We start from the raw sequence: 21,159 nt of genomic DNA on the forward strand, positions 1-21,159 counted from the left end.
GTCACTCCATCGGGATCTTGGCTTCGAGGATGACCCGCTTCCACGCGGCGAGCTGCTCCCGGTTGTAACGGTCCATCTCGGCCGCGGTCGACGACTGCACTTCGAAGCCCTGGCGTCCGAGCTGCTCGCGGATGTCGGCGCGCGAGAGGACAGCCGAGAGATCGTGCGACAGCCGCTCGACGATGCGCGGCGGCAGCTTCGCCGGGCCGAAGAGACCCGCCCACGGCGTGAGCGACACGCCCGGCATGCCCGCTTCGGCGATCGTCGGCACGTCCGGCGCGACCGCGCTGCGCTTGGGCAGCAGCACCGCGAGCACGCGCAGCCGGCCTTCCTTCACTTGCGCGAAACCCGGCACCAGGGTCATGAACGCCATGTGCACCGTGCCGCCGAGCATGTCCGCGGTCGTCGGCGCGTCGCCTTTGTACGGGATGTGCTGGACGTCGATGCCGGCGAGGCTTTTGAACTGCGCGCTCGCCACGATCGCGGTCGTGTTGCCGGTGCCGTAGTTGAGCTTGCCGGGGTTGGCTTTCGCGTAATCGATCAGCTCTTTCAGCGTCTTCGCCGGCAGGCTCGCCGGAACGAAGAGGAAGAACGTGAAGCGGCCGATGAGCCCGACCGGCGTGAAGTCGGCGAGCGAATCGTACGGCGGCTTGCGATGCAGCGCCGGCACCGCCGACATCGGGCTGTTGGTGCCGAAGAAGATCGTGTGCCCGTCGGGCGCCGATTTGGTCACGATCTGTCCCGCGACCGCGCCGTCGCCGCCGGGACGGTTGTCGACGAGCACCTGCTGCCCGAGCGACTGCGTGAGGCCCGGTGCGACCATGCGCGCCACGTAATCGGCGGTGCCGCCCGGCGGGAACGGCACGACGAAGCGCACCGGGCGGCTGGGATACTGCTGTGCGGCCGCCGTCGCCGCGGCCAGCGCGGCGACGGCGAGGATGACTCGCGGGCAGCGAACCATCGCCGCGCTTACAGCTCTTTGATGAGCATCTTGCTGACCTTGATCGGTCCCCCGTTGAACTGGATGCCGATGCGGCCTTCGGGCGACTTGCTGTTGACGGTGTGCACCGTGACCTGCCCGTTGAGCCTCACGGTGATGTTCGGACCTTCCGCGAAGATCTCGAACTTGTTCCAGCGGCCCCCGGCCTTGTAGATCGGCTGCACCTGGGCGACGTTCACGAGACTGCCGGTGCTGTACGCGGGATTCGGGTTCTTGTCCCAGATCTGCACTTCGTACGCGCCGCTCGCGGTGTTCACCTGTTTCGGGTTCGGCGCGCGGATGTAGATGCCGCTGTTGGTGTCGTGGCCGGCGTAGAACTCGACGTGCAGCTCGAAGTTCTTGTAGCTCTTCTTGGTGACGAGCACGCTCGCGCCGCCCTTGGGCGCCGCGCCGTCGGCCCAGATCGCGCCGTCGGTCGCCTGCCACTTCGCGGGGCTGCCCGAGAGCTCGAAGTTCTCCATGCCCGAGGTGCCGTCGATCAGCGTGACCCAGCCCTGGGCGGGCAGGTAGTGGTAATGCGTGCAGCCCGCGACGATCCCCGCGGCGATCAGCAACAACGTGCAAGCGATCTTTTTCATGCGACCTCCCCTGGTGAGATGTTTACTCGATCTTGTAACCGCTCTCCTTCACCACCCTGGCCCACTTCTCTTTTTCGGTTGCGAGCCACTTGCCCGTCTCCTGCGGCGTCTTCACCTGCGGCCGCGAGCCGAGCGACGTGAGCTTCTCCGAAACCTCCGGCAGCGCGACGACGCGCTTCACCTCGTTGTAGATCCTGTTGACGATCTCCGGCGAGAGCTTCGCGGGTGCGATGATGCCCTGCCACGAGCCCGCGCTGTAGCCTTCGAGCCCCGGCGTCTCGCCGACGGTCGGCACGTTCGGGAACATCGGATCGCGCTGCTCGCTCGACACCGCGATCAGCTTCAACTTGCCGCTCTTCACGTGCACCCACGTCTGGACGACGCCCATCAGCAGGAAATCGCCGTCGCCGGTCATCACCGACACCACCGAGCTCTGGCCGCCCTTGGTCGGGATGTACTCCCACTTGGTGCCGACGCGCTGCTGCATGTGGAGCGTCGACATGTGGATCGCGCTGCCGAGGCCGACGGGCACATTGAGCTTGCCGGGATTCTTCTTCGCCAGCGCGATCAGCTCCGCGACGGTCTTCACCGGCACGCTCGGATGCGTGGTCAGCAGATACGGCGAGTACGTGACGGTGCAGACCGTCGCCACGTCGCGGATGACGTCGAACGGGAGCCTGGTGTACATGCTCGGGCTGATGGCGAGGTTGCCGATGTCCATCAGCATCAGCGTGTAGCCGTCGGCCGGCGCGCGCACCAGCATCTCGACCGCGATGTTGCCGTTGGCGCCGGGACGCGGATCGGAGATCACCTGCTGCCCCCATGTCTCGGCGAGCTTGCCGCCGACGAGCCGCACCAGGATGTCCGAGGTGCCGCCCGCGGGCGCGCCGACCAGCGTGCGGATCGGTTTCGCAGGCCACTGTACGGGCGTTTGCGCCTGCGCGTGAGTCGCGCAGCACAGCGCCGCGCAGATCAGCGCGAGATCACGCATAGCTCTGCCACGTCGGCTCGAGCGTGTCGAGCTGCTGGCGCGCCATGTAGGGGACGTAGCCCCAGGCGCGCGCCTTGGCGCAGGCCGCCTGCCGCGGGGCCTGCGCCGCGAGGTATTCGATGAGCAGGACCGGCTTGCCGGCTTCGGTGACGCGGTTGAGATACTTGATCGCCCAATCGCTCTCGCCTTCCGGGCGCGGCATACCGTCCTTGAAGAACACCGATTCGGCGAGCTGCGCGCTGATCGACGCCAGGTAGTCCTCGTCGACGACGAGCGGGTAACCCGAGTTGGGAATGCCGACGTAGTCGGGCTTTCTGGACCGGCCGTAGTCCATGAGCTGCATGACGAGCTGCTTCATGAGGTCGGGCGCGCCGCCGACCGTGCCCCAGTGTCCGAACGCGTCGACCGCGTCGTACACCACGCCGTCATAGCCTGCGTCGAGGATGCGGCCTATGCCCTGCTGGAGGATGGCGAGCCACTCGGGCTCCCAGTAGCGCACCTCGTAGGCGCCGGCCCAGTGCGCGTTCCTGGGACCGAGCCAGCCCGGCGCGCGTCCGGCGACCGGATCGCCGTTGCCGTCGACCCAGCTCTTGTCCCAATACCAGCGGACGTTCGACGCCTGGCCGACCGACAGATAGGAGAGGACCGTCTTTTTCGCCGCGATCTCGGCGACCTGCGCGGGCGTGAATCGCGAGTCGTCGATGTCGACGATGACGAGATCGGCCTGGGAGTCGAGGATCGGCTGGAAACGCTCTTTCTGGAGCTGATACTGAAAGCTCTCGAACATACGTCCCCCTTCTTTTTGCGCCATCTTAACCCCGAATCGTCCGTGCCTGCGTTTGAGCCTTTCGGAACGTCATCATTCGAGGAGCTTTCGATGCAGCACCGCAAAACCGCGCTCGCTCTCGCCCTGACCGCAGCGCTGACCGCCGCCGGCGCCCACGCCCAGACGAACGCGCTCACCATCTACAGCAGCGCGCGCCCCGGCTCGATCCCGCCCGAGACGTACCGCAACTCGATCCCCGGCCAGAACGTGCCCGGCTACGCGCTGGTGCGAGTCGATCGCCCGTTCGCGCTCGAGCGCGGGCGAAACACGGTGCGCGTCACCGACGTCGCCGCCCTGATCGACCCGACGACGGTCGCGTTCGAATCGCTCACCGATCCCGCCGGGACGCGGGTCGTCGAACAGAGCTTCCAGTTCGATCTCGTCAACAGCGCCAAGCTGCTCCAGAAATACGTCGACCGCACGATCCAGGTCGACCAGGTTCGGGGCAACGCGGTCGAGTCGTTCTCGGGCACCCTGCTCTCGACCGCCGGCGGGCTGGTGCTCAGGCGGCCCGACGGCACGATCCAGATGCTGCCGAACAACGCCGGCGTCACCCTGCCCGACCTGCCCGGCGGCCTCATCACGCGCCCGACCCTGGTGTGGGACGTCGCCGCCGAGCGCGCGGCGACGCACGCGACGCGCGTGTCGTACCAGACGAACGGCATCGCGTGGTGGGCGGACTACAACCTCACCTACAGCGACGGCGCGAATGCGAACGCGTGCCGGCTCGACGTGTCCGCCTGGGTGAGCATCCTCAACCAGTCGGGGGCGAGCTATCCCGATGCCAAGGTGAAGCTCGTCGCGGGCGACGTGCACCGCGCGCCCAGACCGGTCCCGGCGCCGCGCATGATGGATCTCGCGCGCGCCGAAGCGGTGGCTTCGCAGAAGGCCGCGGGCTTCGAGGAAAAATCGTTCTTCGAGTACCACCTCTACACGCTCGGGCGCACGACCGGCATCCCCGACAACTCGACCAAGCAGATCGAGCTTTTTCCCACCGCGCGCGGCGTCCCGTGCGAGAAGACGCTGGTCTACCAGGGCGGTCCGGGGTGGTACCAATCGGGCTCGGCGATCACCGACCGCGGCTACGGCATCGAGAGCAACCGCAAGGTCGACACCTACCTCAACTTCCGCAACGCGCAGGAGAACAACCTCGGCATGCCGCTGCCCGCGGGCCGCATGCGCGTGGCCAAGCTCGATTCGGCGGACAAGACGCTGGAGTTCATCGGCGAGGACGCGATCGATCACACGCCGCGCAATGAGAAGGTGCGCATCAAGCTCGGCTCGGCGTTCGACGTGGTCGGCGAGCGCCGCCAGGTCAACTTCAACGTCGACACCTCGCGCAAGTCGATGACCGAGGAGATCGAGGTCAAGGTGCGCAACCAGAAGAAGGAAGCGGTCACGGTGATGGTGAAGGAAAGCCTCTATCGGTGGGTCAACTGGACCATCACCCAGAAGACCCACGAGCACGAAAAGCTCGACGCGCGCACCGTGCAGTTCCCGGTGAAGATCGAGCCGGGCAAGGAAGCGGTCGTGCGTTACAGCGTGAACTACACCTGGTGAGCTAGAATCCGCGGCAATCGAACTGTCGCGGAGGTCCGATGGAGCTCACGAGCATCATCCTGATCGCAGTGCTGGTCGTCGCCCTGGTGTATCTGGTCATGATTTACAACCAGCTGGTGCAGATCAAGCACAACGTGTCGAAGGCGTGGGCGAACATCGACGTGCTGCTGAAGCAGCGTCACGACGAGCTGCCGAAGCTGGTCGAGACCTGCAAGCAGTACATGAAGTTCGAGCAGGACACGCTCACCCGCGTGATGCAGGCGCGGGCGCAGGTTTCGGACGCCCGCACGCAGCAGGACATCGGGGCGCTGGGCGCGGCCGAAGGCGAGCTGCGCGGCGCCGTCGGCCGCCTGTTCGCGGTCGCGGAAGCGTATCCCGAGCTCAAGTCCGACGAGACCTTTCGCCACCTCCAGGAGCGCATCTCGTCGCTCGAGAACGCCATCGCCGACCGCCGCGAGTTCTACAACGAGTCGGTGAACGTCAACAACGTGCGCATCGAACAGTTACCCGACTCGATCGTCGCTTCGATGCTCGGGTTCAAGCCTTTCGAACTCCTGAAATTCCCGGAGCAGGAAAAGAGCGACGTCGACGTAAAGCAGCTCTTCCAGGCGTAGAGGCGCTCGCACCAGGTCGATGCGGCTCGCGCTGAGGAGTCTGCGCGCCAACTGGCTGAGCGGCGGCGCTCACGCGGTGATCGTGGTCGTCGCGGCGCAGGCGGACTCCGCGGATGTCTGGCCTTACGCCCTCGTCCTGATGGCGATCGTGAGCTTCTTCGCGTGGATGGCGAACTACCGCCGCTTCCGCCTGGTGCACGACGTGCCGACCTCGAAAGTGGCGTCCGCCGCGCAAGGGTACATCGAGCTCCTCGGAAAATCGGCGCAAATCGCGAACCAGCCGCTGGTGAGCCCGCTCAAGTCGGTGCCGTGCTGCTGGTACCGCTACTGCGTCGCCCGCCGGACCAGCGACGACAAGTGGCAGACCGAGGACGAAGGCGAGAGCGCCGCCCACTTCCTGCTCGTCGACGAGACCGGCGAGTGCGTCATCGCGCCCGACGGCGCGGAGATCCTCTATCCGCGCTCCGAGACCTGGACGGTCGGAAACCGCCGCTACACCGAAGAGCTCCTGCTGCCGGGCGGTATCCTGTACGCTCTCGGTGAATTCTCGACCCACGCGACCGCCGCGCTCGATCTCGACAGCCGCAAGGCGGTCTCGGAACTGCTCGCCGAATGGAAAAAGGACGTGAAATCGCTCGTGCTGCGCTTCGACGCCAACCGTGACGGCAAGGTCGACCTCCAGGAGTGGGAAGCCGCGCGGCTCGAGGCTCATCGCGAGGTCGCGAAGCGCAATGCCGACGCGCTCGGCGGCACCGGCCTGCACCGCCTGTCCAACCCGCGCGACGGCCGGTGCTTCATCATCGCCGCGGCGCTGCCCGCGATGATCGGCCGGCGCTACGCGATGTGGAGCTGGGCGCATCTCGCGTTCTTCTTCGCCGCCGGCGCGGCTTCGTACCTGCTGTTCGTCGGGGGGCAGGCCTCTTGAAACGCGAAACCGTGCGCTGCCTCGACAGCAGGGGCTTTCACCGGCTGCGCTATTACGAGTGGGGGGATCCCGCGAACGAGCGCATCGTCGTCTGCGTGCACGGCCTCACGCGCACCGGCCGCGACTTCGATTTCGTGGCGCAGTCGCTGTCGCGCGATTTCCGCGTGATCTGTCCCGACATGCCGGGACGCGGCGAGAGCGACCGGCTTGCCGCTGCGAGCGACTACGCCTATCCGCTCTATCTCGCCGACCTCACCACGCTCATCGCGCGCGTGACGGCGCACGGCGAGGCGAAAGTCGCGTGGGTGGGCACGTCGATGGGCGCGCTGGCGGGCATCATGCTGGCGGCGCTCGCCGACAACCCGGTCGCCAAGCTCGTCGCCAATGACGCCGGCATGATCGTGCCGAAAGCTGCGCTGGAGCGCATCGCGACGTACGTCGGGCGCGCATGGAAGTTCGAAAGCCTGGACGCCCTCGAAGCGCACGTGCGGCGCGCCTACGCGCCGTTCGGGCCGCTCACCGACGCCCAGTGGCGGCACCTCACCGAGACCAGTGCGATCCGGGACGCCGACGGCCAGTGGATGCAGGCCTACGACCCGGCGATCGGCGACGCGTTCCGGGGCGACCTCGCCGACGTCGATCTCACGCCGTTGTGGGACGCGATCCGCTGCCCGACGCTGCTCCTGCGCGGCGCCGAGTCCGACGTGCTCACGCGCGAGACCGCGGTCGCGATGACGCACCGCGGGCCGAAAGCGCGCCTCGTCGAGCTCGACGGCATCGGCCACGCGCCGATGCTGCTCGACGATGCACAGGTCGAGATCGTGCGCGCCTTCCTGCTCGAACCGGAAAACGAATGAAATCCTCGATACGACTGCTGTTCGTCATTGCGCTTTCCCTGCTGTCGCTGTCGTGCGGGCAGTCCGAATGGCGTCCGATGGAAGTGAGCGAAGGCGGCTTTCGCGTCCTCATGCGCGGCCAGCCGAACGTGACGAGGCAGCAGTTCGACACGCCCGCGGGAAAGATGACGGCGTTTCTCTACAGCTCCGACCGGCCGCTGTCGTACTACGCGGTGGGCTATACCGACTATCCGCTCGCGCTCGTCGTCGGCAAGGATCCGTACGAAGTGTTCGAGGGCGTGCGCAACACGTGGGTGCGCCGCATCGGCGGACGCCGTGTCGGCAGCGACGGCAAGCTCACGCTCTCAGGCAAATATCAGGGCCTGGAGTTCACCGCCGAAGGCGACAGCAAAGGCACCGAAGCGGTGATGCAGGCGCGCCTCTTCCTCGTCGATCAGCGGCTCTACCAGGTGATCGCGATGGGCCGCAAGAACGCGGTGCCGCAGGGCGAGATCAACCGCTTCCTCAATTCCTTCGCGCTCGTGCCGACGAGCGAAGTCGGCACGCTGCAGATCACACCGCCGGCGAAGTAGGTCCTTTCAATCGTGCGGGCGGATGCTCATGCCGCGCGTCCAGTAGGTACGAATCGGCTCGGCCTTGGGAAAATCGCGGCACAGGGTACGCCGCTCGCCGCCGAGCGCGGCGATATCCGTCTCTGCGATCTCGCCGCCGCGCGCGGCGAGCGCCTCGGTTTCCTCTTCGGTGAGCGGCGTCAACGTCCAGTACTGCGGGTCCTCGCCGTCGGCCCAGTCGATGGTCTCGCAGAACACCGACAGAAAGCGCTGGCGGCAGTGCGCGCAGGCGAGCAGCATCACGTGGAAGTGCGATTCATCGATGAGCTCTCCGGCGCGCTGCAGGTAGGCTCGCGCATCCCATGCCGCATCGGCGGCTGCCGGCCAGCAGCGGTCGCAGCCGAAATCCGGGTCGGCGCGAATCAGCCGGACCTCGCCTGCTCCATCGCCGACAGCAGCACGTCCTCGCCCTGCGCGCCCGAGACGCCGATCTTGCGGTCGAAGATGAAGAACGGCACGCCGCCGATGCCCGCGTTGCGCGCTTCGAGGTCGGCGCTCTGCACGAGGTCGCGATCGGCGTCGCTGGTGAGATACGCCAGCGCCGCAGCGCGATCGAGGCCGCCGCGCGCCGCGACGTCGGCGAGCGTCGCGGCATCGGTGAGATCGAGCCCTTCGACGAAATAGGCCTTGAAGAGCTCCTCGGCCACTTCGTCCTGGCGTCCCTGGCCGCCGGCGTGATGCAGCAGCCGGTGAGCGTCGAGCGTGTTGGGCTGGACCTGGATGTTCTCGAAGGCGAGCGGCAGCCCGACTTCGCGGCCGACGCCCACGATGCGCGCGTAGACTTCGGGGCCGCGGCCCGCGCCCCACTTGCGCTCGATGTATTCCTTGCGCGGCATGCCGCTCGAAGGCAGGTCCGGATTCAGCTGAAAAGGCAGCCAGCGCACGGCCGGCACGGGCTCATCGGGATGCTTCTCGCTATAGAGACGCAGCGCGGCTTCGAGCCTGCGCTTCCCGATGTAGCACCAGGGTCAAACGACGTCGGAAACGATGTCGATCCTCAGAGGCTCGCTCATGTCCAGCTCCAGTCCTTGTAAGTCTCGCGCAGTTTAGCTTTCATCATCTTGCCCGTCGACGTGCGCGGGATCTCGTCGACGAACACGTAAGCCTCCGGCCGCTGGTACGACGCGAAGCTCGTCAGATGCGCGTGCAGCGTTTCGCGCGACGGCTTCGTCCCCGCCTTGGGCACGATCACCGCGAGCGGACGCTCGCCCCACTTCGGATGCGCGACCGCGATCACCGCGGCTTCCTGCACGTCGGGATGCGAGACGAGCGCGTTCTCGAGGTCGATCGAGCTGATCCATTCGCCGCCCGACTTGACCAGGTCCTTGATGCGGTCGGTGATCTTCACGTAGCCGTGCTCGTCGATCGTCGCGATGTCGCCGGTGCGGAACCAGCCGTCCTCGGTCCATTGCTGCGCGCTGCCGGGCTCCTCGTGATAGGCGCCTGCAACCCATGGGCCGCGCACTTCGAGCTCGCCCATGGTCGACCCGTCGGCGGGTGTCTCGCGGCCGTCGGCGATCGTGCGCACTTCGAAGAACGGGAGCGCGACACCCGCTTTCGCGCGCCTCGCGTAGCCCGCGTCACCTTCGTTCGGCGCCCCGCGCTTGTCGAAGTTGAAGACGCCCACCGGCGAAGTCTCGGTCATGCCCCAGCCGTGCACGACGCGCACGCCGTGGCGGTCGAGGCCGCGGAACAGCGATTCGGGGCACGCCGCCCCGCCGACGATCATGCGCAAGCCCGGCTCGAGCTTCCAGCGTTGCGGTTCCTGCTCCAGGGCCTGGAGGATGCCGTGCCACAGCGTCGGCACGCCCGCGGTGACGGTCACGCGCTCGGCTGCGTAGAGGTCGAGCAGGTTGACCGCGTCGAGATGAGGGCCCGGCATCGCAAGGTCGGCTCCGACCATCACCGCGGTGAACGGCAGGCCCCATGCCATGACATGGAACATCGGCACGACGGGCGTCACGGTGTCGCGGTTGGCGAGGCCGAGGTAATCGGCGAGGCCGGTCGCCAGCGAGTGCAGCACGATCGAGCGATGGCTGTACACCACGCCCTTGGGCCGCCCCGTGGTGCCCGAGGTGTAGCACATGCCTGCGGCGTCGTTCTCGGCGAGCGGCGGCGGCTCGAAAGGCGCGCGCTCGTCGAGCAGCGCTTCGTAGTCGAGCGCGCCCGCCACGCGCCGTCCCGTCAGCGGCACGACGATGACGCGCTCGAAATTCGTCTGCGCCCTGAATTTCTCGTACAAAGGCAGCAGGGCATCGTCGACGATCAGGAAGCGGTCTTTAGCGTGGTTCGCGATGAACGCGATGTCGTCGGGCGCCAGCCGCAGGTTCAGCGTGTGCAGCACCCCGCCTGCACACGGCACCGCGAAATACGCTTCGAGGTGCGCGTAGTGGTTCCACATCAGCGTCGCGACGCGGTCGCCTTTCCGCAGGCCGAGCTTCTGCAGCGCGCCCGCGAGGGCGTGGGTCCGGCGGTGGAAGTCGGCGTAGGTGCAGCGGTGCAGCGATCTGTCCGGCAGGCGCGAGACGACGCGCGACGCGCCGAAGAGACGCCCGGCGCGCTCGAGCAGGTGCGCGAGCGTCAGCGGGACCTGCATCATGGTCGCTGCGATCATGTGTTCCTCCGGTCGACGCTCGATGCGTTGTTCGATAAGAGCCAGATGACATGCGCCCGCTGCAGATAATAAAGCCACCCTCCGAACAGACCGGCGGCGACCAGCAGCACCCCTCGCGCCGCCGACGCGCCGTGCAGATCGAAGCCTCGCGCCGCCTCGACGGCGATCGCCAGGCCGACGCCCCACGCGATGAGACGCGGGAAGGCATCGCGGTAGCCCTTCACGTCGCGGCCTCGCAGCTCGGTGGCGATATAGCCGAGCAGCGTGAAAGCGGCGCACAACTCGAGCACCTGCGCGGTTTCCACCCGCGACGGAGCGACGGCGGGAAAACCGATTCCGCCCCGCCACGCGCCCATCACCCCGAAGAGGGGCGCGATGGCGAGGACGACGAGGTACACCGCGAACAGCGGCAGCGCCGAGCGCAGCAGCGGAACTTCGAAGCGCCGGTTCGATCCGGCATCGTGCAGCGGCCGCCGCCCCTGCCACCAGCATAGGGCTGCGACGCCGAGCGTACCGGCCGCGAGCCCGAGCGGCTGCCACACCAGCAGCGCGAACGCGCCGGCCACGAACCACAGCGCCGCGAAAGCCGCCGTATGGTGCGGCTCGGCCGCTCTGGAAGGTCCGAAGTAATGTCGCTGGAGCCCGCCCAGAAGCATGGCGCCGAAAGCGCCTATGAGAAACGTCGTGCCGATCGGCACCCACTCCCCGCGCGCCGCCAGGGAGTTCGCCCAGCGAAGGGGCACCAGCAGATACACGAGCGCCATGAGCGGCATCTCGAGCCCCAGCCAGCCGATGGCGCGTCCGGCGAGGCCCGCCGAGCGCGCGATGCGTTCGAAGGCCAGCGCACCGATACCCGCGCCGAGCGTATTGCCGACGACGTCGAGGATCGCCGAGACGCGCGTCGGATCGAAAAGCTGCAGCGCTTCGATCATGACGCTGATGAGCGTCGCGGTCCAGATCGACACCGCGACCGACTCCGGCCGTCCCCGCGGCGTCGCGAACCTGAGCAGGAATCCGAGCGGAATGAACAGCACCACGCTGACCGCGAAGTCGTAGGCATCGCCGCCGACGGTCACCTCCCACTGCTCGGGCCACACGAAGTGGAAAGGCAGCAGCGTGACGATCAGCATCACGCCGATCATGTAGAGCAGCAGTGCGGTGCCGAGGCGTGCGCCGGTATCCACCGGCCGGGGTGGGGAATGCCCGTCGTCTTCAGCGCTCATCCAGGGCCAGCCGACGTGTATCGTCGGCGCTCATCTCTTGCAGCAGGTTGATTCCGGCGGACACGAACCTTCGCGCCGCCGCCAGCGGGCGTTCGTCGCTTTCGTGCGTCAGCGCCCATTGCGCGTGACGCGCCAGCAGCGCGGCGGCGAAGCTGCGTCCTGTCGTCAGCGCGAAGCGCCGCGCGCCGGCCTCGACCAGCGCCGGCGAGCCGCTGCCGAGCCATCGGCCGGCTTCTTCGAGCGTCGACTCTATACGGGCGGAGAGGCGGATCAGATCCGGATGTTTGACCGTTTGCAGCAGGAAACCCGCTTCGCGGCGGATCGCTTCGATCCCGCGGCCGCCGGCGAGCGCGCGCAGCGCGTCGAGCGCGAGCACGTTGGTCGTGCCCTCCCAGATCGGCAGCACCTGCGCATCGCGCAGCAGCAGCGGTATACCGGTGTCTTCGACGTAGCCCGCGCCGCCGAACGCTTCCACCACCTCCGAGAGCACCGCGACGCACTGGCGCCCGGTCGTGAGCTTGGCGATCGGCGTCAGCGCGCGCAGGAGCTCGAGCTGCTGCTCGCTCGCCTCGCCGGCGTCGCTGCGCCCGAGCAGCTCCACGACGAAAAACGTGAGATGGAAAGCGGCTTCGAATTCGGCCTGCAAGCCGGCGAGCGTATCGACGTGCAGCGGCTTCGCGGCGAGCGGCGCGCCGAACGCGATGCGCTTCGCCGCGTAGTCGCGCGCGAGCGCGAGCCCGCGGCGCATCAGCGCCGTCGCGCTCACGCTGTTCCACGTGCGCGTGACGTTGAGCATGGGCGCGATGTTGCGGACACCGTCCGAGGTGCCGCACACGAGCTCGGCAGGCGCGCCTTCGAGCTCGAGCTCGGCGGTGGGCACCTTGCGCGTGCCGAGCTTGTCTTTCAGGCGATTGACGACGATGCGGTTGGGCCGCCCTTGTCCGTCGCGCGTCTCGACGTAGAACAGCGCGAGGCCCTTGCCGCCGGGCGGATTGCCTTCGGGCCGCGCGAGCGTCAGCGCCATCTGTGACGCGATCGCGGAGGTGAACCACTTGCGGCCATAGAGCCGCCAGACACCGTCTTCGTTCTTGGCGACGCTGCGCGACAAGCCCACGTCCGAGCCGCCGGTCGCTTCGGTCATCCACTGCCCGCTCGTCCAAAAGCTTGCAGGGTCGCGGCTGGTGAGATGCGGCACCGCGCGCGCGATCAGCGCTTCGTTGCCCGCCGCGATCAGCGCGCTCGCGGCGCCGTCGGTCATCGCGAGCGGACAACTGTAGATGTCGGTGGAGGGCGTGAAGAGATAGGCGAGCGCGAGCTGGTGCACGCGCGAGAGCGCGCCGTGCGCGCGCTCGTACGCGGTCGCGACCAGACCGCTGTCGGCTGCGATGCGCTCGGCCTTGCGCCACAGCGGCGTCACCTCGATGCGGTCGATGCGGCGGCCCCACGCGTCCCAGTGCGTGACGGTGGGCTCGTTCAGTCGGTCCGCGAGCTGGTCTCGATAGAGCTCGCCGCCGGCGAGCTCGCCCATGGCCGCGAGCGCCGGCTCTATCGCGGCGAGCATCTCCGGCGGCAGCGTGCGATCCAGATACGACCGCAGCACACGATCGCCGTCGTACTGGTTGCCGAGCTCGGGCGGAGTCTGGGTGAACACCGAGCCATTATGTAGCCGGCGCCGTCCGTACGAAAGCCTGCGGGTCGCTACGCCCGATGCGCGGAGCACCGATTCAAGATCACGCGCGTCAGCCGCGCAGCAGCGACAGATCGAGCGGCCCGTCGAAGAGCTTCGGCGCGGCCTTGAGGAACGCGTCGGCACGCGCCTTGTCCCAGCCGCCGAACTCGACGTTGCGACGGAACTTGTCTTCGATCTCCTCGCGCGTGAGCGGCTCGTGCGCGCCGCCGCGGATGTGCGGCTGGCGCTCTTCGACGACGGTGCCGTCCTTCAGCGTCATGCGCACGTGCCCGGTGTACGCCTTCGGATACGGGTTGTTCGGGTCGACCACGTAGCGCACCTTGCTGCTGAGCGCGAGGATGCGCGGATCGCGCACGGTCTCTTCGGTGAACGCGGCAAGGCCTGCGCCGCCGGTGATGAACGCGACCGCGATGTTGAACGGCGCGCTGAACTTCGCGCCGTAATCCGTCGCCGGCTTCTGCTTCGCCTCGAGCGGGTCCCACAGCCGGTGCACGTAACCTTCGGCGGTCTCGCAGAGCACGTCGACGACGTCGTCCGGGTTGATGCCTTTCTTCGAGAGCCGCAGCGCGCAATCGATGTACGGCTGGTTCATCGTGCCCGTCGCATACGGCTTGAACGTGATCGCGTCGATGTACCACTTCCTGCCGAAGTCCTCGAAGAGTACGTCGTAATCGCCTTCGCGGTTGTGCGCGAACGCCTGGAACACGCCGTGCGTGCCCTCGAACACCGTGCGCGGGCCGAGGAAGCCGTTCTCGCCGACCCGCACCGCCTGCACCGCCGCCTGCGCGGCCCAGCCCGCGTGCAGGCGTTTGGTCCATGCGCCTTCGGCGAGATACTCGATGATGCCCGCGGACATGCTGCCGGCGTTGCCGAGCGCGTCGACGGCCTGCCGGCGATCGAGACCCCGCGCCACCGAAGCGCCGAGGGTCGCGCCGAGGGTGCCGAGGATGCTCGTCGGATGGAAGCCCGATTTGTGGATCGCCTTGGGTATCACCATCGACATCCGGCACAGCGTCTCGATGCCGATGGCGAGACCGGCGAGCGCGGCGCGGCCGTCACGCGAGAAACGCTCGCAGATCGCGAGCACCGCGGGAGCGACCACGGCGCTGCTGTGCACCGGCCCGCCTTCGAACGTGTCGTCGAAGTCCTCGCCGTGCGCCGCGGTGCCGTTGATGAGCGCCGCCTGGTCGGGCGAGTACGTCGTCGCGTGGCCGATCGCGGTGCAGTGGCCGCTCGCGTCGACGCTGCGGGTGACGGCCTGCATGTAGTCGGTCTTGCGCGCGGCGACGCACAGGCCGACGACGTCGATGAGCAGCTCTTCGGTGCGGTTGCGCACGCTCTTCGGCAGCGCCGATGCGGCGACCTGTGCGGCCTGGTCGACCAGCTTTTCGGCGACCGAGACTTTGGGGAGGGAGGATTTATCGGCCATGTTCCGGGGTGATGAAAGTGATGAGATGAAGGTGATGAGGTGAAGGTGATGAGGTGAAGGTGAGGAAATGAAGGTGAGGAAATGACGGTGAGGCGGTGAAGGTGGGCGTCATTCCCGCCAAGGCGGGAATCCATTTTCACGCCTCATACCCGGCCTCCTTCAGCAGCGCCTTCGCTTGCTCCGTCTTGAACCGCGCCACGAAATCCTGCGCGAGTCCCGGCTCAGCCGCGCTCGCCGCGACGCCGATCGAATACGTCGCTTTCATCTGGTACTGATCCGGCAGCGGCCCCGCAAACGCGACGCCCTTGTTCGGCAGGATCTCGGTCACTTGCGTGATGCCGAGCTCGCCTTCGCCCGACGTCTGCGCGAGCCACGCCATCGCGGCGTAGCCGTTGGGAAAATACTTGAAGCGGCCGCGCACTTCGTCGAGCACGCCGAGCTTGTCCATGAGGCTCATCACGACCTTGCCCGCGGTCGCGGTGGCCGGATCGGGAAAGACGATGACGCTCGCGCTGCGGATACGCTCGCGCAACGCCGCTTCCGATACGTCAGGCACCTGCGTTCCTGCGCGCACCGCGACGCCGGTGCCGACGCGGCCGAGATCGAAGCGCGAGCCCGGCTGCACATGGCCCGATGCGCTGAGCTCGTCGATCATGGGATGCGTGAGCGTGATGACGTCGACCGGCTGTCCGCCTTCGACCCTTGCTTTCATCGCGCCGACCGCGCCGAAATCGGCGACGACATCGGCGCCGGTGTCGCGCTTGAACGCCTCGATGATGCGCTCGGTCACCGCCTGCGCCGCACCCGCGCTCAGAATTCTCAATGTAGCCAAAGGCTCTTCCTTCAAAAGCGTTTTAACCGCCAAGGACGCAAAGGACGCCAAGGAAAGCTAAACATCGCGCACGCCTGACCACGCGACGTTGATTAACCTTTGCGTCCTTGGCGTCCTTTGCGGTTCATTTGCTTCTTAAACAGCCGCAGCGACGGCGTCGCCCATCTGGCTCGTCGACGCCTTGCCGCCGAGGTCGGGGGTGAGCGTCTTGCGCTCGGCGATGACCTTCTCGATCGCTCGCTCCATGAGCTTCGCGGCTTCGACCGCTTTCGGCTCGTCGTGCTTGCGGCCCAGCCATTCGAACAACATCTGGCCGGAGACGATCATCGCGTAGGGATTGGCGATGCCTTTGCCCGCGATGTCCGGCGCCGAGCCGTGGGTCGCCTGCGCCATCGCGCGCTCGGGACCGGCGGACAGGCCGGGTGCGAGGCCGAGACCGCCGACCAGACCCGCCGCCGCGTCGGAGAGGATGTCGCCGAAGGTGTTCGTCGTGACGATCACGTCGAACTGCTGCGGCTTCATCACGAGCTTCATCGCCATCGTGTCGACGAGCACTTCGTCGTACGCGACGTCGGGATATTCCTTCGCGAGCTTGCGGCACTCCTCGGCGAACATGCCGCAGGCGAGCTTGAACACCGTGTCCTTGTGCACCGCGGTGAGCTTCTTGCGCGGACGCGTGCGCGCGAGCTCGAACGCGGCGCGCGCGACCTTGCTCGAGCCCTGGCGCGTGATGACGCGCACGCCGATCGTCATGTCGGGCGTGGGCCTGAACTCGCCGTTGCCCATGAACACGTTGCGGTCGGGCGGCATGCCTTCGTTGTTCTCGCGGACCATGATGAGATCGACGTCGTCGTAGACGCACGGCACCCCGGGCAGCGATTTGGCGGGACGGATGTTCGCGAAGAGGTCGTAATGCTTGCGCAGGATCGGATGCGGGTTGATCGCGTTGGGCTTGCCTTTCGGATAGGCCTGGTGCCCGATGGGGCCGAGCACCCAGCCGTCGTAGGTGTCGAGCTTCTCCAGCGTGCCCGGCGGCAGCGTGTAGCCGAGCTCGTCGTACGCCTTGCGCCCGATCGGCATCGGATACCAGTCGATGGCCAGGCCGACCTTCTGCGCGGCGGCCTTCATGATCTTGATCGTCTCGGGAACGACCTCGAGACCGATGTCGTCGCCTTCCAGGATTCCTATCTTCAGAGCTCGATTCACTTCGATTCCTCAAAAAACCTTTTCAACCGCCAAGGACGCAAAGGACGCAAAGGTTATTCAGCGTCGCGTCGTCATGCGTGCGCGACGTTTAGCTTTCCTTGGCGTTCTTTGCGTCCTTTGCGGTTAATTACGCAGTTAAAAAACCGGCGGCACCGGGTCGACCTTGTCCATCTCCACCCCCAGCTCGCGCTCGATCGCTTCCATCTCGGTCAGCAGCGTCGACAGGCGCAGCCGCACGTTCTCGACGTCGTACTCGGGAATTTCCAGCCCGACCGCTTTCGCCATCGCCGCGATGTCTTCGCGCGTGAGCTCCATCAGCCTGCCTCTTTCAGTCGCTGCGCGAGCGTGCGCTCGAGGTCGGGGTGCTTCGTGTGCCACTCGGTCGCCTGCTCGTATGCGTGGCCGATGCGGTAGACCGTCGCTTCGTCGAAAGGCCTTCCCGCGATCTGCAGCGACAGCGGCAGGCCGTCGCCGCTGAAGCCCATCGGCAGCGCCAGCGCGGGGACGTTCGATGCGCCGAAAGTATGCGTGCCGATGCGCCTCAGGATCAGGCGCTCGGCGACGTCGGCCTTGCTCTCGACTTTTTCTTTCGTCTCGTCGATGAGCCCCGCGGGCTTGTTGTTCGTCGGGCAGATCAGCGCGTCCCACTGCGACAAAGCGTCGAGCACCTGCTGCCGCACCACCGCCCTCGCGCGCATCGCGCGGCTGTAGACCGGCGCGGGCACCAGCAGCGCGGTGGCCATGCGCGTGCGCGTGCCGACGTCGAAGACGTCCCACTGGCTGCGCAGCGCTTCGATGTACATCGACGCCGCGTCGGCGTCCGACGTGAGCATCTGCAGCGGGATCGCGTGCTTCGCCCACGGCAGAGATACTTCGCCGATCTCGGCGCCGAGCGATCTCAGGGTCTCGACGGAACGCTCGAAAGCATCGGAGACGTCGGGATGCACGCCGTCGACGCGGGCGATCTCGCGCACGACCGCGAGACGCAGCCCGCGCAGGTCGCGCCCGAGCCCAGCGGAAAAATCGGGCACGTCGCGCGCGCTGCTCAACGGATCGCGCGCATCGCGCCCCGCGATCGCCGACAGGAAAAGCGCGTTGTCCTGCACCGTGCGCGTGACCGGCCCTATGGTGTCCGAATGCCACGCGTACATCACCGCGCCGTAGCGGCTCACGCGCCCGTAGGTCGGGCGCAAGCCCACGCAGCCGTTCGCCGCCGCGGGACCGCGGATCGAGCCGCCGGTGTCCTCGCCGATCGACGCCGAGCACAAGCCGGCCGCCGGCGCGATGCCCGATCCGCTCGACGAGCTCGACGGCGTGCGCTCGGGATTCCAGGGGTTGCGCGGCTGGCCGTACGGAAAGACGTTGGTGCCGCCCTTGCCGCACTCGTGCAGGTTCTCCTTGCCGATGAGGATCGCGCCCGCACGCTTCAGCTTCTCGACGACCGCCGCATCGATGTCTTTGACGTGGCCGGTTTCGACGCGCGTGCCGCACGTCGTGCGCACGCCGCTCGTGCAGATCTGATCTTTGGCGCCGAAGACGAGGCCGTGCAGCGGGCCGCGGTAATTGCCCGCCGCGATCTCGCGCTCGGCTTCCTGCGCCGCGGCAAGCGCCTGCTCCGCGGCGACCGTGATATAGGCGCGCAGGACAGGGTTATAGCGCTCGATGCGCTCGAGGTACGCGCGCGCGAGCTCCACGGGCGACAGCCGACGCGCGCGTATGAGCTCGCCTTGCGCGGCTGCGCTGAGAAAACAAAGCTCGGCGTCGCTCGATTTCACGTGGGGATCGGCCGTGGATGGAGGAACAGCGTGGTGAAGCTGAACGCGGTGAGTGCGCGCGATTCTAGCATTCGTTACGATGGCGCGATGAAGCTCCTCCATCCGGCGCGCCACGCGTTCGAGGCCCACATGATCCGCGGCTTTCTCGATTCACACGGTATCGAGGCCGTGGTGCGCGGCGAATACCTCACCAGCGGCTGGGGCGAGCTGCCCGCCGACGTGTGCGCGGTATGGATCACCGACGATGCGCGCTTCGACGAAGCCGACGCGCTGCTGAAGGCGTTCCTGAACGGAAGCTACGCGACCGGGCTCGGCACATGGCGCTGCGAGGCCTGCGGCGAGACGCTCGAAGGACAGTTCACGACCTGCTGGAAGTGCGGTACACCGCGTGGTCCGTAAGGTGCGTTAACGATAGCGTAACGCACCGAAAAAAGGGCCCTTCTGTCGGTGCGTTACGCCGCTATCGCGGCTAATCGAACTGTGTCATCGCGAGGCTCGCACAGCGAGCCGTGGCGATCTCGTGGCGCACGAGCCGTCCCGAGCGCCTCGGGATTGCTTCGTCGCCGCGCGCGCGGCTTCTCGCAATGACACAGTAGGACTAATGCACCCTACGAAGAACAGATCAGGAAGCGAGCTGCTTCATGACCCTGTACAGCGCCGACTTGGCCTCGAACCCCACCCCCGGCACGTCGGGCATGCGCACGTAGCTGTCCTGGACCGGCACGTTGTCGGCGAAACCGCCGAACGGCTGGAACACGTCCGGGTACGACTCGTTGCCGCCGAGCCCCAGCCCCGCGGCGATATTGAGCGACATCTGGTGGCCGCCGTGCGGGACGCACCGCCGCGCCGACCAGCCGTGCTCCTCGAGCATTCTCAGCGTGCGCAGGTATTCGACCAGACCGTACGACAGCGCGCAGTCGAACTGCAGCCAGTCGCGATCGGGGCGCAGGCCGCCGTGGCGTATCAGGTTGCGCGCGTCCTGCATCGAGAAGAGGTTCTCGCCGGTCGCCATCGGCCGCGTGTAGTGCACCGCCAGCTCGGCCTGGAGATCGTAGTCGAGCGGATCGCCCGCCTCTTCGTACCAGAAGAGGCCGTACGGCTCGAGCGCCTTGGCGTACTCGACCGCGGTGTCGAGATCGAAGCGGCCGTTGGCGTCGACGCACACGCGGTCGGGCGAGCCGACGACGTCGATCACCGCGTCGATGCGCCGCAGGTCGTCCGACAGCGGCTCGCCGCCGATCTTGAGCTTGACGACGCTGTAGCCGAGGTCGAGGTACTTGCGCATCTCGTCCTGCAGCGCCTGCACATTCTTTCCGGGGTAGTAATAGCCGCCGGCGGCGTAGACGAACACCTTGTCGTCGACCTCGCCGCCGTTATAGCGCTCGGCGAGCAGGCGGTACAGCGGCTTGCCTTCGATCTTGGCCACCGCGTCCCACACCGCCATGTCGAGCACGCCGACGGCGACCGAGCGCTCGCCGTGGCCGCCGGGCTTCTCGTTCGCCATCGCCGTCGCCCAGATTCGGTGGGGATCGAGATTGTCGCCGGCGTCGTTCAGCAGGCTCAAAGGATCGGCCTGCATGATGCGCGGAATGAAGCGCTCGGCGAGCAGCCCCGCCTGCGCGTAGCGCCCGTTCGAGTTGAACCCGTAGCCGACGACGCGCCTGCCGTCGCGCACGACGTCGGTGACGACGGCCACGACGCTCGCGGTCATCTTGGAGAAGTCGATGTACGCGTTGCGGATGGCCGAAGCGATCGGCTGGACCGTGGCGTGGATCGCGGTGATTTTCATGGGGAAGAAAGGGCGGGCGAAAGCGCGGCGATTCTAGCATGCGCCCTGTCCGGGACCCCCTGACAGCGCCGCCTGTTCCGGCTTGCCCGGCCACGCTGATACCGCGCTAGAATCGTCCGGCGCGTCACCCATAAGAACACATTCCGAGCAACCGCCAGCGCAGGAGAAAACCATGGCACGCCTCAATATCAACGGGAAGGTACACGACGTACAGGTGGAGGGCAGCACCCCCCTGCTCTGGGTCATCCGGGAACAGGTCGGGCTCACCGGAACCAAATACGGGTGTGGCGTCGCAGCATGCGGCGCATGCTCGGTGCATATCAACGGTGAGGTACGCCGGTCGTGCTCGATCCCGGTCAGCGCGGTTCAGCCGAACGACCGCATCACCACCATCGAAGGCCTCGCGCCCAATGCGTCGCACCCGATCCAGAAAGCCTGGCTCGAGCACGACGTGCCCCAGTGCGGCTATTGCCAGTCGGGCCAGATCATGGCGGCGGCGGCCCTGCTCGCCAAGAACAAGAATCCCAGCGACAAGGACATCGACGACGCGATGACCAACATCTGCCGCTGCGGGACGTATCAGCGCATCCGCGCCGCGATCCACACCGCGGCCAAGGCCAAGGCGTAAGGGGAGGACAC

The 21,159-nt window shown here is 67.2% G+C and carries 22 protein-coding genes; 7 read left to right on the forward strand and 15 right to left on the reverse strand.

Annotated features, from left to right (window positions below; genetic code table 11):
- Position 1 precedes the first annotated feature (1 nt).
- Genes VHP37_20950 through VHP37_20965 form a run of 4 tightly spaced genes read right to left on the reverse strand, consistent with a single transcriptional unit; the run spans position 2 to position 3,356 of the window.
- On the reverse strand, positions 2 to 961 hold the full coding sequence (locus VHP37_20950; GenBank protein HEX2828832.1) for a tripartite tricarboxylate transporter substrate binding protein: 960 nt from the start codon (positions 959 to 961) through the stop codon (positions 2 to 4).
- Positions 962 to 969: 8 nt separating this feature from the next.
- Positions 970 to 1,578: a DUF1080 domain-containing protein gene (locus VHP37_20955; protein ID HEX2828833.1), complete on the reverse strand. Its 609-nt coding sequence runs from the start codon at positions 1,576 to 1,578 to the stop codon at positions 970 to 972.
- Between the two features lie 22 nt (positions 1,579 to 1,600).
- The gene (locus VHP37_20960; protein HEX2828834.1) at positions 1,601 to 2,569 is read right to left on the reverse strand and encodes a tripartite tricarboxylate transporter substrate-binding protein; all 969 of its coding nucleotides are present in this window, start codon (positions 2,567 to 2,569) and stop codon (positions 1,601 to 1,603) included.
- Positions 2,562 to 3,356, reverse strand: coding sequence for an endo alpha-1,4 polygalactosaminidase (locus VHP37_20965; GenBank protein HEX2828835.1), 795 nt, complete (start codon positions 3,354 to 3,356; stop codon positions 2,562 to 2,564). The genes VHP37_20960 and VHP37_20965 overlap by 8 nt, the downstream gene beginning before the upstream one ends.
- Before the next feature lie 90 nt (positions 3,357 to 3,446).
- Here VHP37_20965 and VHP37_20970 point away from each other — a divergent pair, with 90 nt between their 5' ends.
- The 5 genes from VHP37_20970 to VHP37_20990 are packed head-to-tail and all read left to right on the forward strand — an operon-like array spanning position 3,447 to position 7,923.
- Positions 3,447 to 4,955: a hypothetical protein gene (locus tag VHP37_20970; GenBank protein ID HEX2828836.1), complete on the forward strand. Its 1,509-nt coding sequence runs from the start codon at positions 3,447 to 3,449 to the stop codon at positions 4,953 to 4,955.
- A gap of 38 nt (positions 4,956 to 4,993) precedes the next feature.
- Complete coding sequence (locus VHP37_20975) at positions 4,994 to 5,569, forward strand: LemA family protein (GenBank protein ID HEX2828837.1); 576 nt, start codon at positions 4,994 to 4,996, stop codon at positions 5,567 to 5,569.
- A gap of 19 nt (positions 5,570 to 5,588) precedes the next feature.
- Positions 5,589 to 6,494 carry a hypothetical protein gene (locus tag VHP37_20980; GenBank protein ID HEX2828838.1) on the forward strand — a complete coding sequence of 302 codons (906 nt, stop codon included), beginning with the start codon at positions 5,589 to 5,591 and terminating at the stop codon, positions 6,492 to 6,494.
- On the forward strand, positions 6,491 to 7,351 hold the full coding sequence (locus tag VHP37_20985) for an alpha/beta hydrolase (protein ID HEX2828839.1): 861 nt from the start codon (positions 6,491 to 6,493) through the stop codon (positions 7,349 to 7,351). Before VHP37_20980 ends, VHP37_20985 begins: the two co-directional genes overlap by 4 nt.
- On the forward strand, positions 7,348 to 7,923 hold the full coding sequence (locus tag VHP37_20990; GenBank protein HEX2828840.1) for a hypothetical protein: 576 nt from the start codon (positions 7,348 to 7,350) through the stop codon (positions 7,921 to 7,923). Before VHP37_20985 ends, VHP37_20990 begins: the two co-directional genes overlap by 4 nt.
- A gap of 6 nt (positions 7,924 to 7,929) precedes the next feature.
- On the opposite strand, the gene VHP37_20995 is transcribed toward VHP37_20990, so the two are convergent.
- From VHP37_20995 to VHP37_21040, 10 genes are all read right to left on the reverse strand, one after another.
- The gene (locus VHP37_20995; GenBank protein HEX2828841.1) at positions 7,930 to 8,205 is read right to left on the reverse strand and encodes a hypothetical protein; all 276 of its coding nucleotides are present in this window, start codon (positions 8,203 to 8,205) and stop codon (positions 7,930 to 7,932) included.
- 119 nt (positions 8,206 to 8,324) lie between these two features.
- On the reverse strand, positions 8,325 to 8,918 hold the full coding sequence (locus tag VHP37_21000; protein ID HEX2828842.1) for a DsbA family oxidoreductase: 594 nt from the start codon (positions 8,916 to 8,918) through the stop codon (positions 8,325 to 8,327).
- Positions 8,919 to 8,971: 53 nt separating this feature from the next.
- Positions 8,972 to 10,576, reverse strand: a complete 1,605-nt coding sequence (locus VHP37_21005; protein HEX2828843.1) for a long-chain fatty acid--CoA ligase — start codon at positions 10,574 to 10,576, stop codon at positions 8,972 to 8,974.
- Positions 10,573 to 11,799: a VanZ family protein gene (locus VHP37_21010; protein HEX2828844.1), complete on the reverse strand. Its 1,227-nt coding sequence runs from the start codon at positions 11,797 to 11,799 to the stop codon at positions 10,573 to 10,575. Before VHP37_21010 ends, VHP37_21005 begins: the two co-directional genes overlap by 4 nt.
- A complete protein-coding gene (locus VHP37_21015) occupies positions 11,789 to 13,450 on the reverse strand; it encodes an acyl-CoA dehydrogenase family protein (GenBank protein ID HEX2828845.1) in 1,662 nt (553 codons plus the stop codon). The genes VHP37_21010 and VHP37_21015 overlap by 11 nt, the downstream gene beginning before the upstream one ends.
- Positions 13,451 to 13,538: 88 nt before the next feature.
- Positions 13,539 to 14,918 (reverse strand): MmgE/PrpD family protein, encoded by a 1,380-nt coding sequence (locus tag VHP37_21020; GenBank protein ID HEX2828846.1) that lies wholly within the window; start codon positions 14,916 to 14,918, stop codon positions 13,539 to 13,541.
- Positions 14,919 to 15,054: 136 nt separating this feature from the next.
- Positions 15,055 to 15,750 (reverse strand): substrate-binding domain-containing protein, encoded by a 696-nt coding sequence (locus tag VHP37_21025; GenBank protein HEX2828847.1) that lies wholly within the window; start codon positions 15,748 to 15,750, stop codon positions 15,055 to 15,057.
- 135 nt (positions 15,751 to 15,885) lie between these two features.
- Positions 15,886 to 16,956 (reverse strand): isocitrate/isopropylmalate dehydrogenase family protein, encoded by a 1,071-nt coding sequence (locus VHP37_21030; GenBank protein ID HEX2828848.1) that lies wholly within the window; start codon positions 16,954 to 16,956, stop codon positions 15,886 to 15,888.
- 135 nt (positions 16,957 to 17,091) lie between these two features.
- Complete coding sequence (locus VHP37_21035; GenBank protein HEX2828849.1) at positions 17,092 to 17,271, reverse strand: hypothetical protein; 180 nt, start codon at positions 17,269 to 17,271, stop codon at positions 17,092 to 17,094.
- Positions 17,271 to 18,731, reverse strand: coding sequence for an amidase (locus VHP37_21040; protein HEX2828850.1), 1,461 nt, complete (start codon positions 18,729 to 18,731; stop codon positions 17,271 to 17,273). The genes VHP37_21035 and VHP37_21040 overlap by 1 nt, the downstream gene beginning before the upstream one ends.
- A 30-nt stretch (positions 18,732 to 18,761) precedes the next feature.
- On the opposite strand from VHP37_21040, the gene VHP37_21045 reads away from it, so the two are divergent.
- Positions 18,762 to 19,130: a DUF2007 domain-containing protein gene (locus tag VHP37_21045; protein ID HEX2828851.1), complete on the forward strand. Its 369-nt coding sequence runs from the start codon at positions 18,762 to 18,764 to the stop codon at positions 19,128 to 19,130.
- A gap of 223 nt (positions 19,131 to 19,353) precedes the next feature.
- Here VHP37_21045 and VHP37_21050 read toward each other — a convergent pair whose 3' ends face one another.
- On the reverse strand, positions 19,354 to 20,520 hold the full coding sequence (locus tag VHP37_21050) for a mandelate racemase/muconate lactonizing enzyme family protein (protein ID HEX2828852.1): 1,167 nt from the start codon (positions 20,518 to 20,520) through the stop codon (positions 19,354 to 19,356).
- 172 nt (positions 20,521 to 20,692) lie between these two features.
- Here VHP37_21050 and VHP37_21055 point away from each other — a divergent pair, with 172 nt between their 5' ends.
- Positions 20,693 to 21,148: a (2Fe-2S)-binding protein gene (locus VHP37_21055; protein HEX2828853.1), complete on the forward strand. Its 456-nt coding sequence runs from the start codon at positions 20,693 to 20,695 to the stop codon at positions 21,146 to 21,148.
- The last annotated feature ends 11 nt before the right edge of the window (positions 21,149 to 21,159 follow it).

Source organism: Burkholderiales bacterium, assembly GCA_036262035.1.
Classification (GTDB): Bacteria; Pseudomonadota; Gammaproteobacteria; order Burkholderiales; family SG8-41; genus JAQGMV01.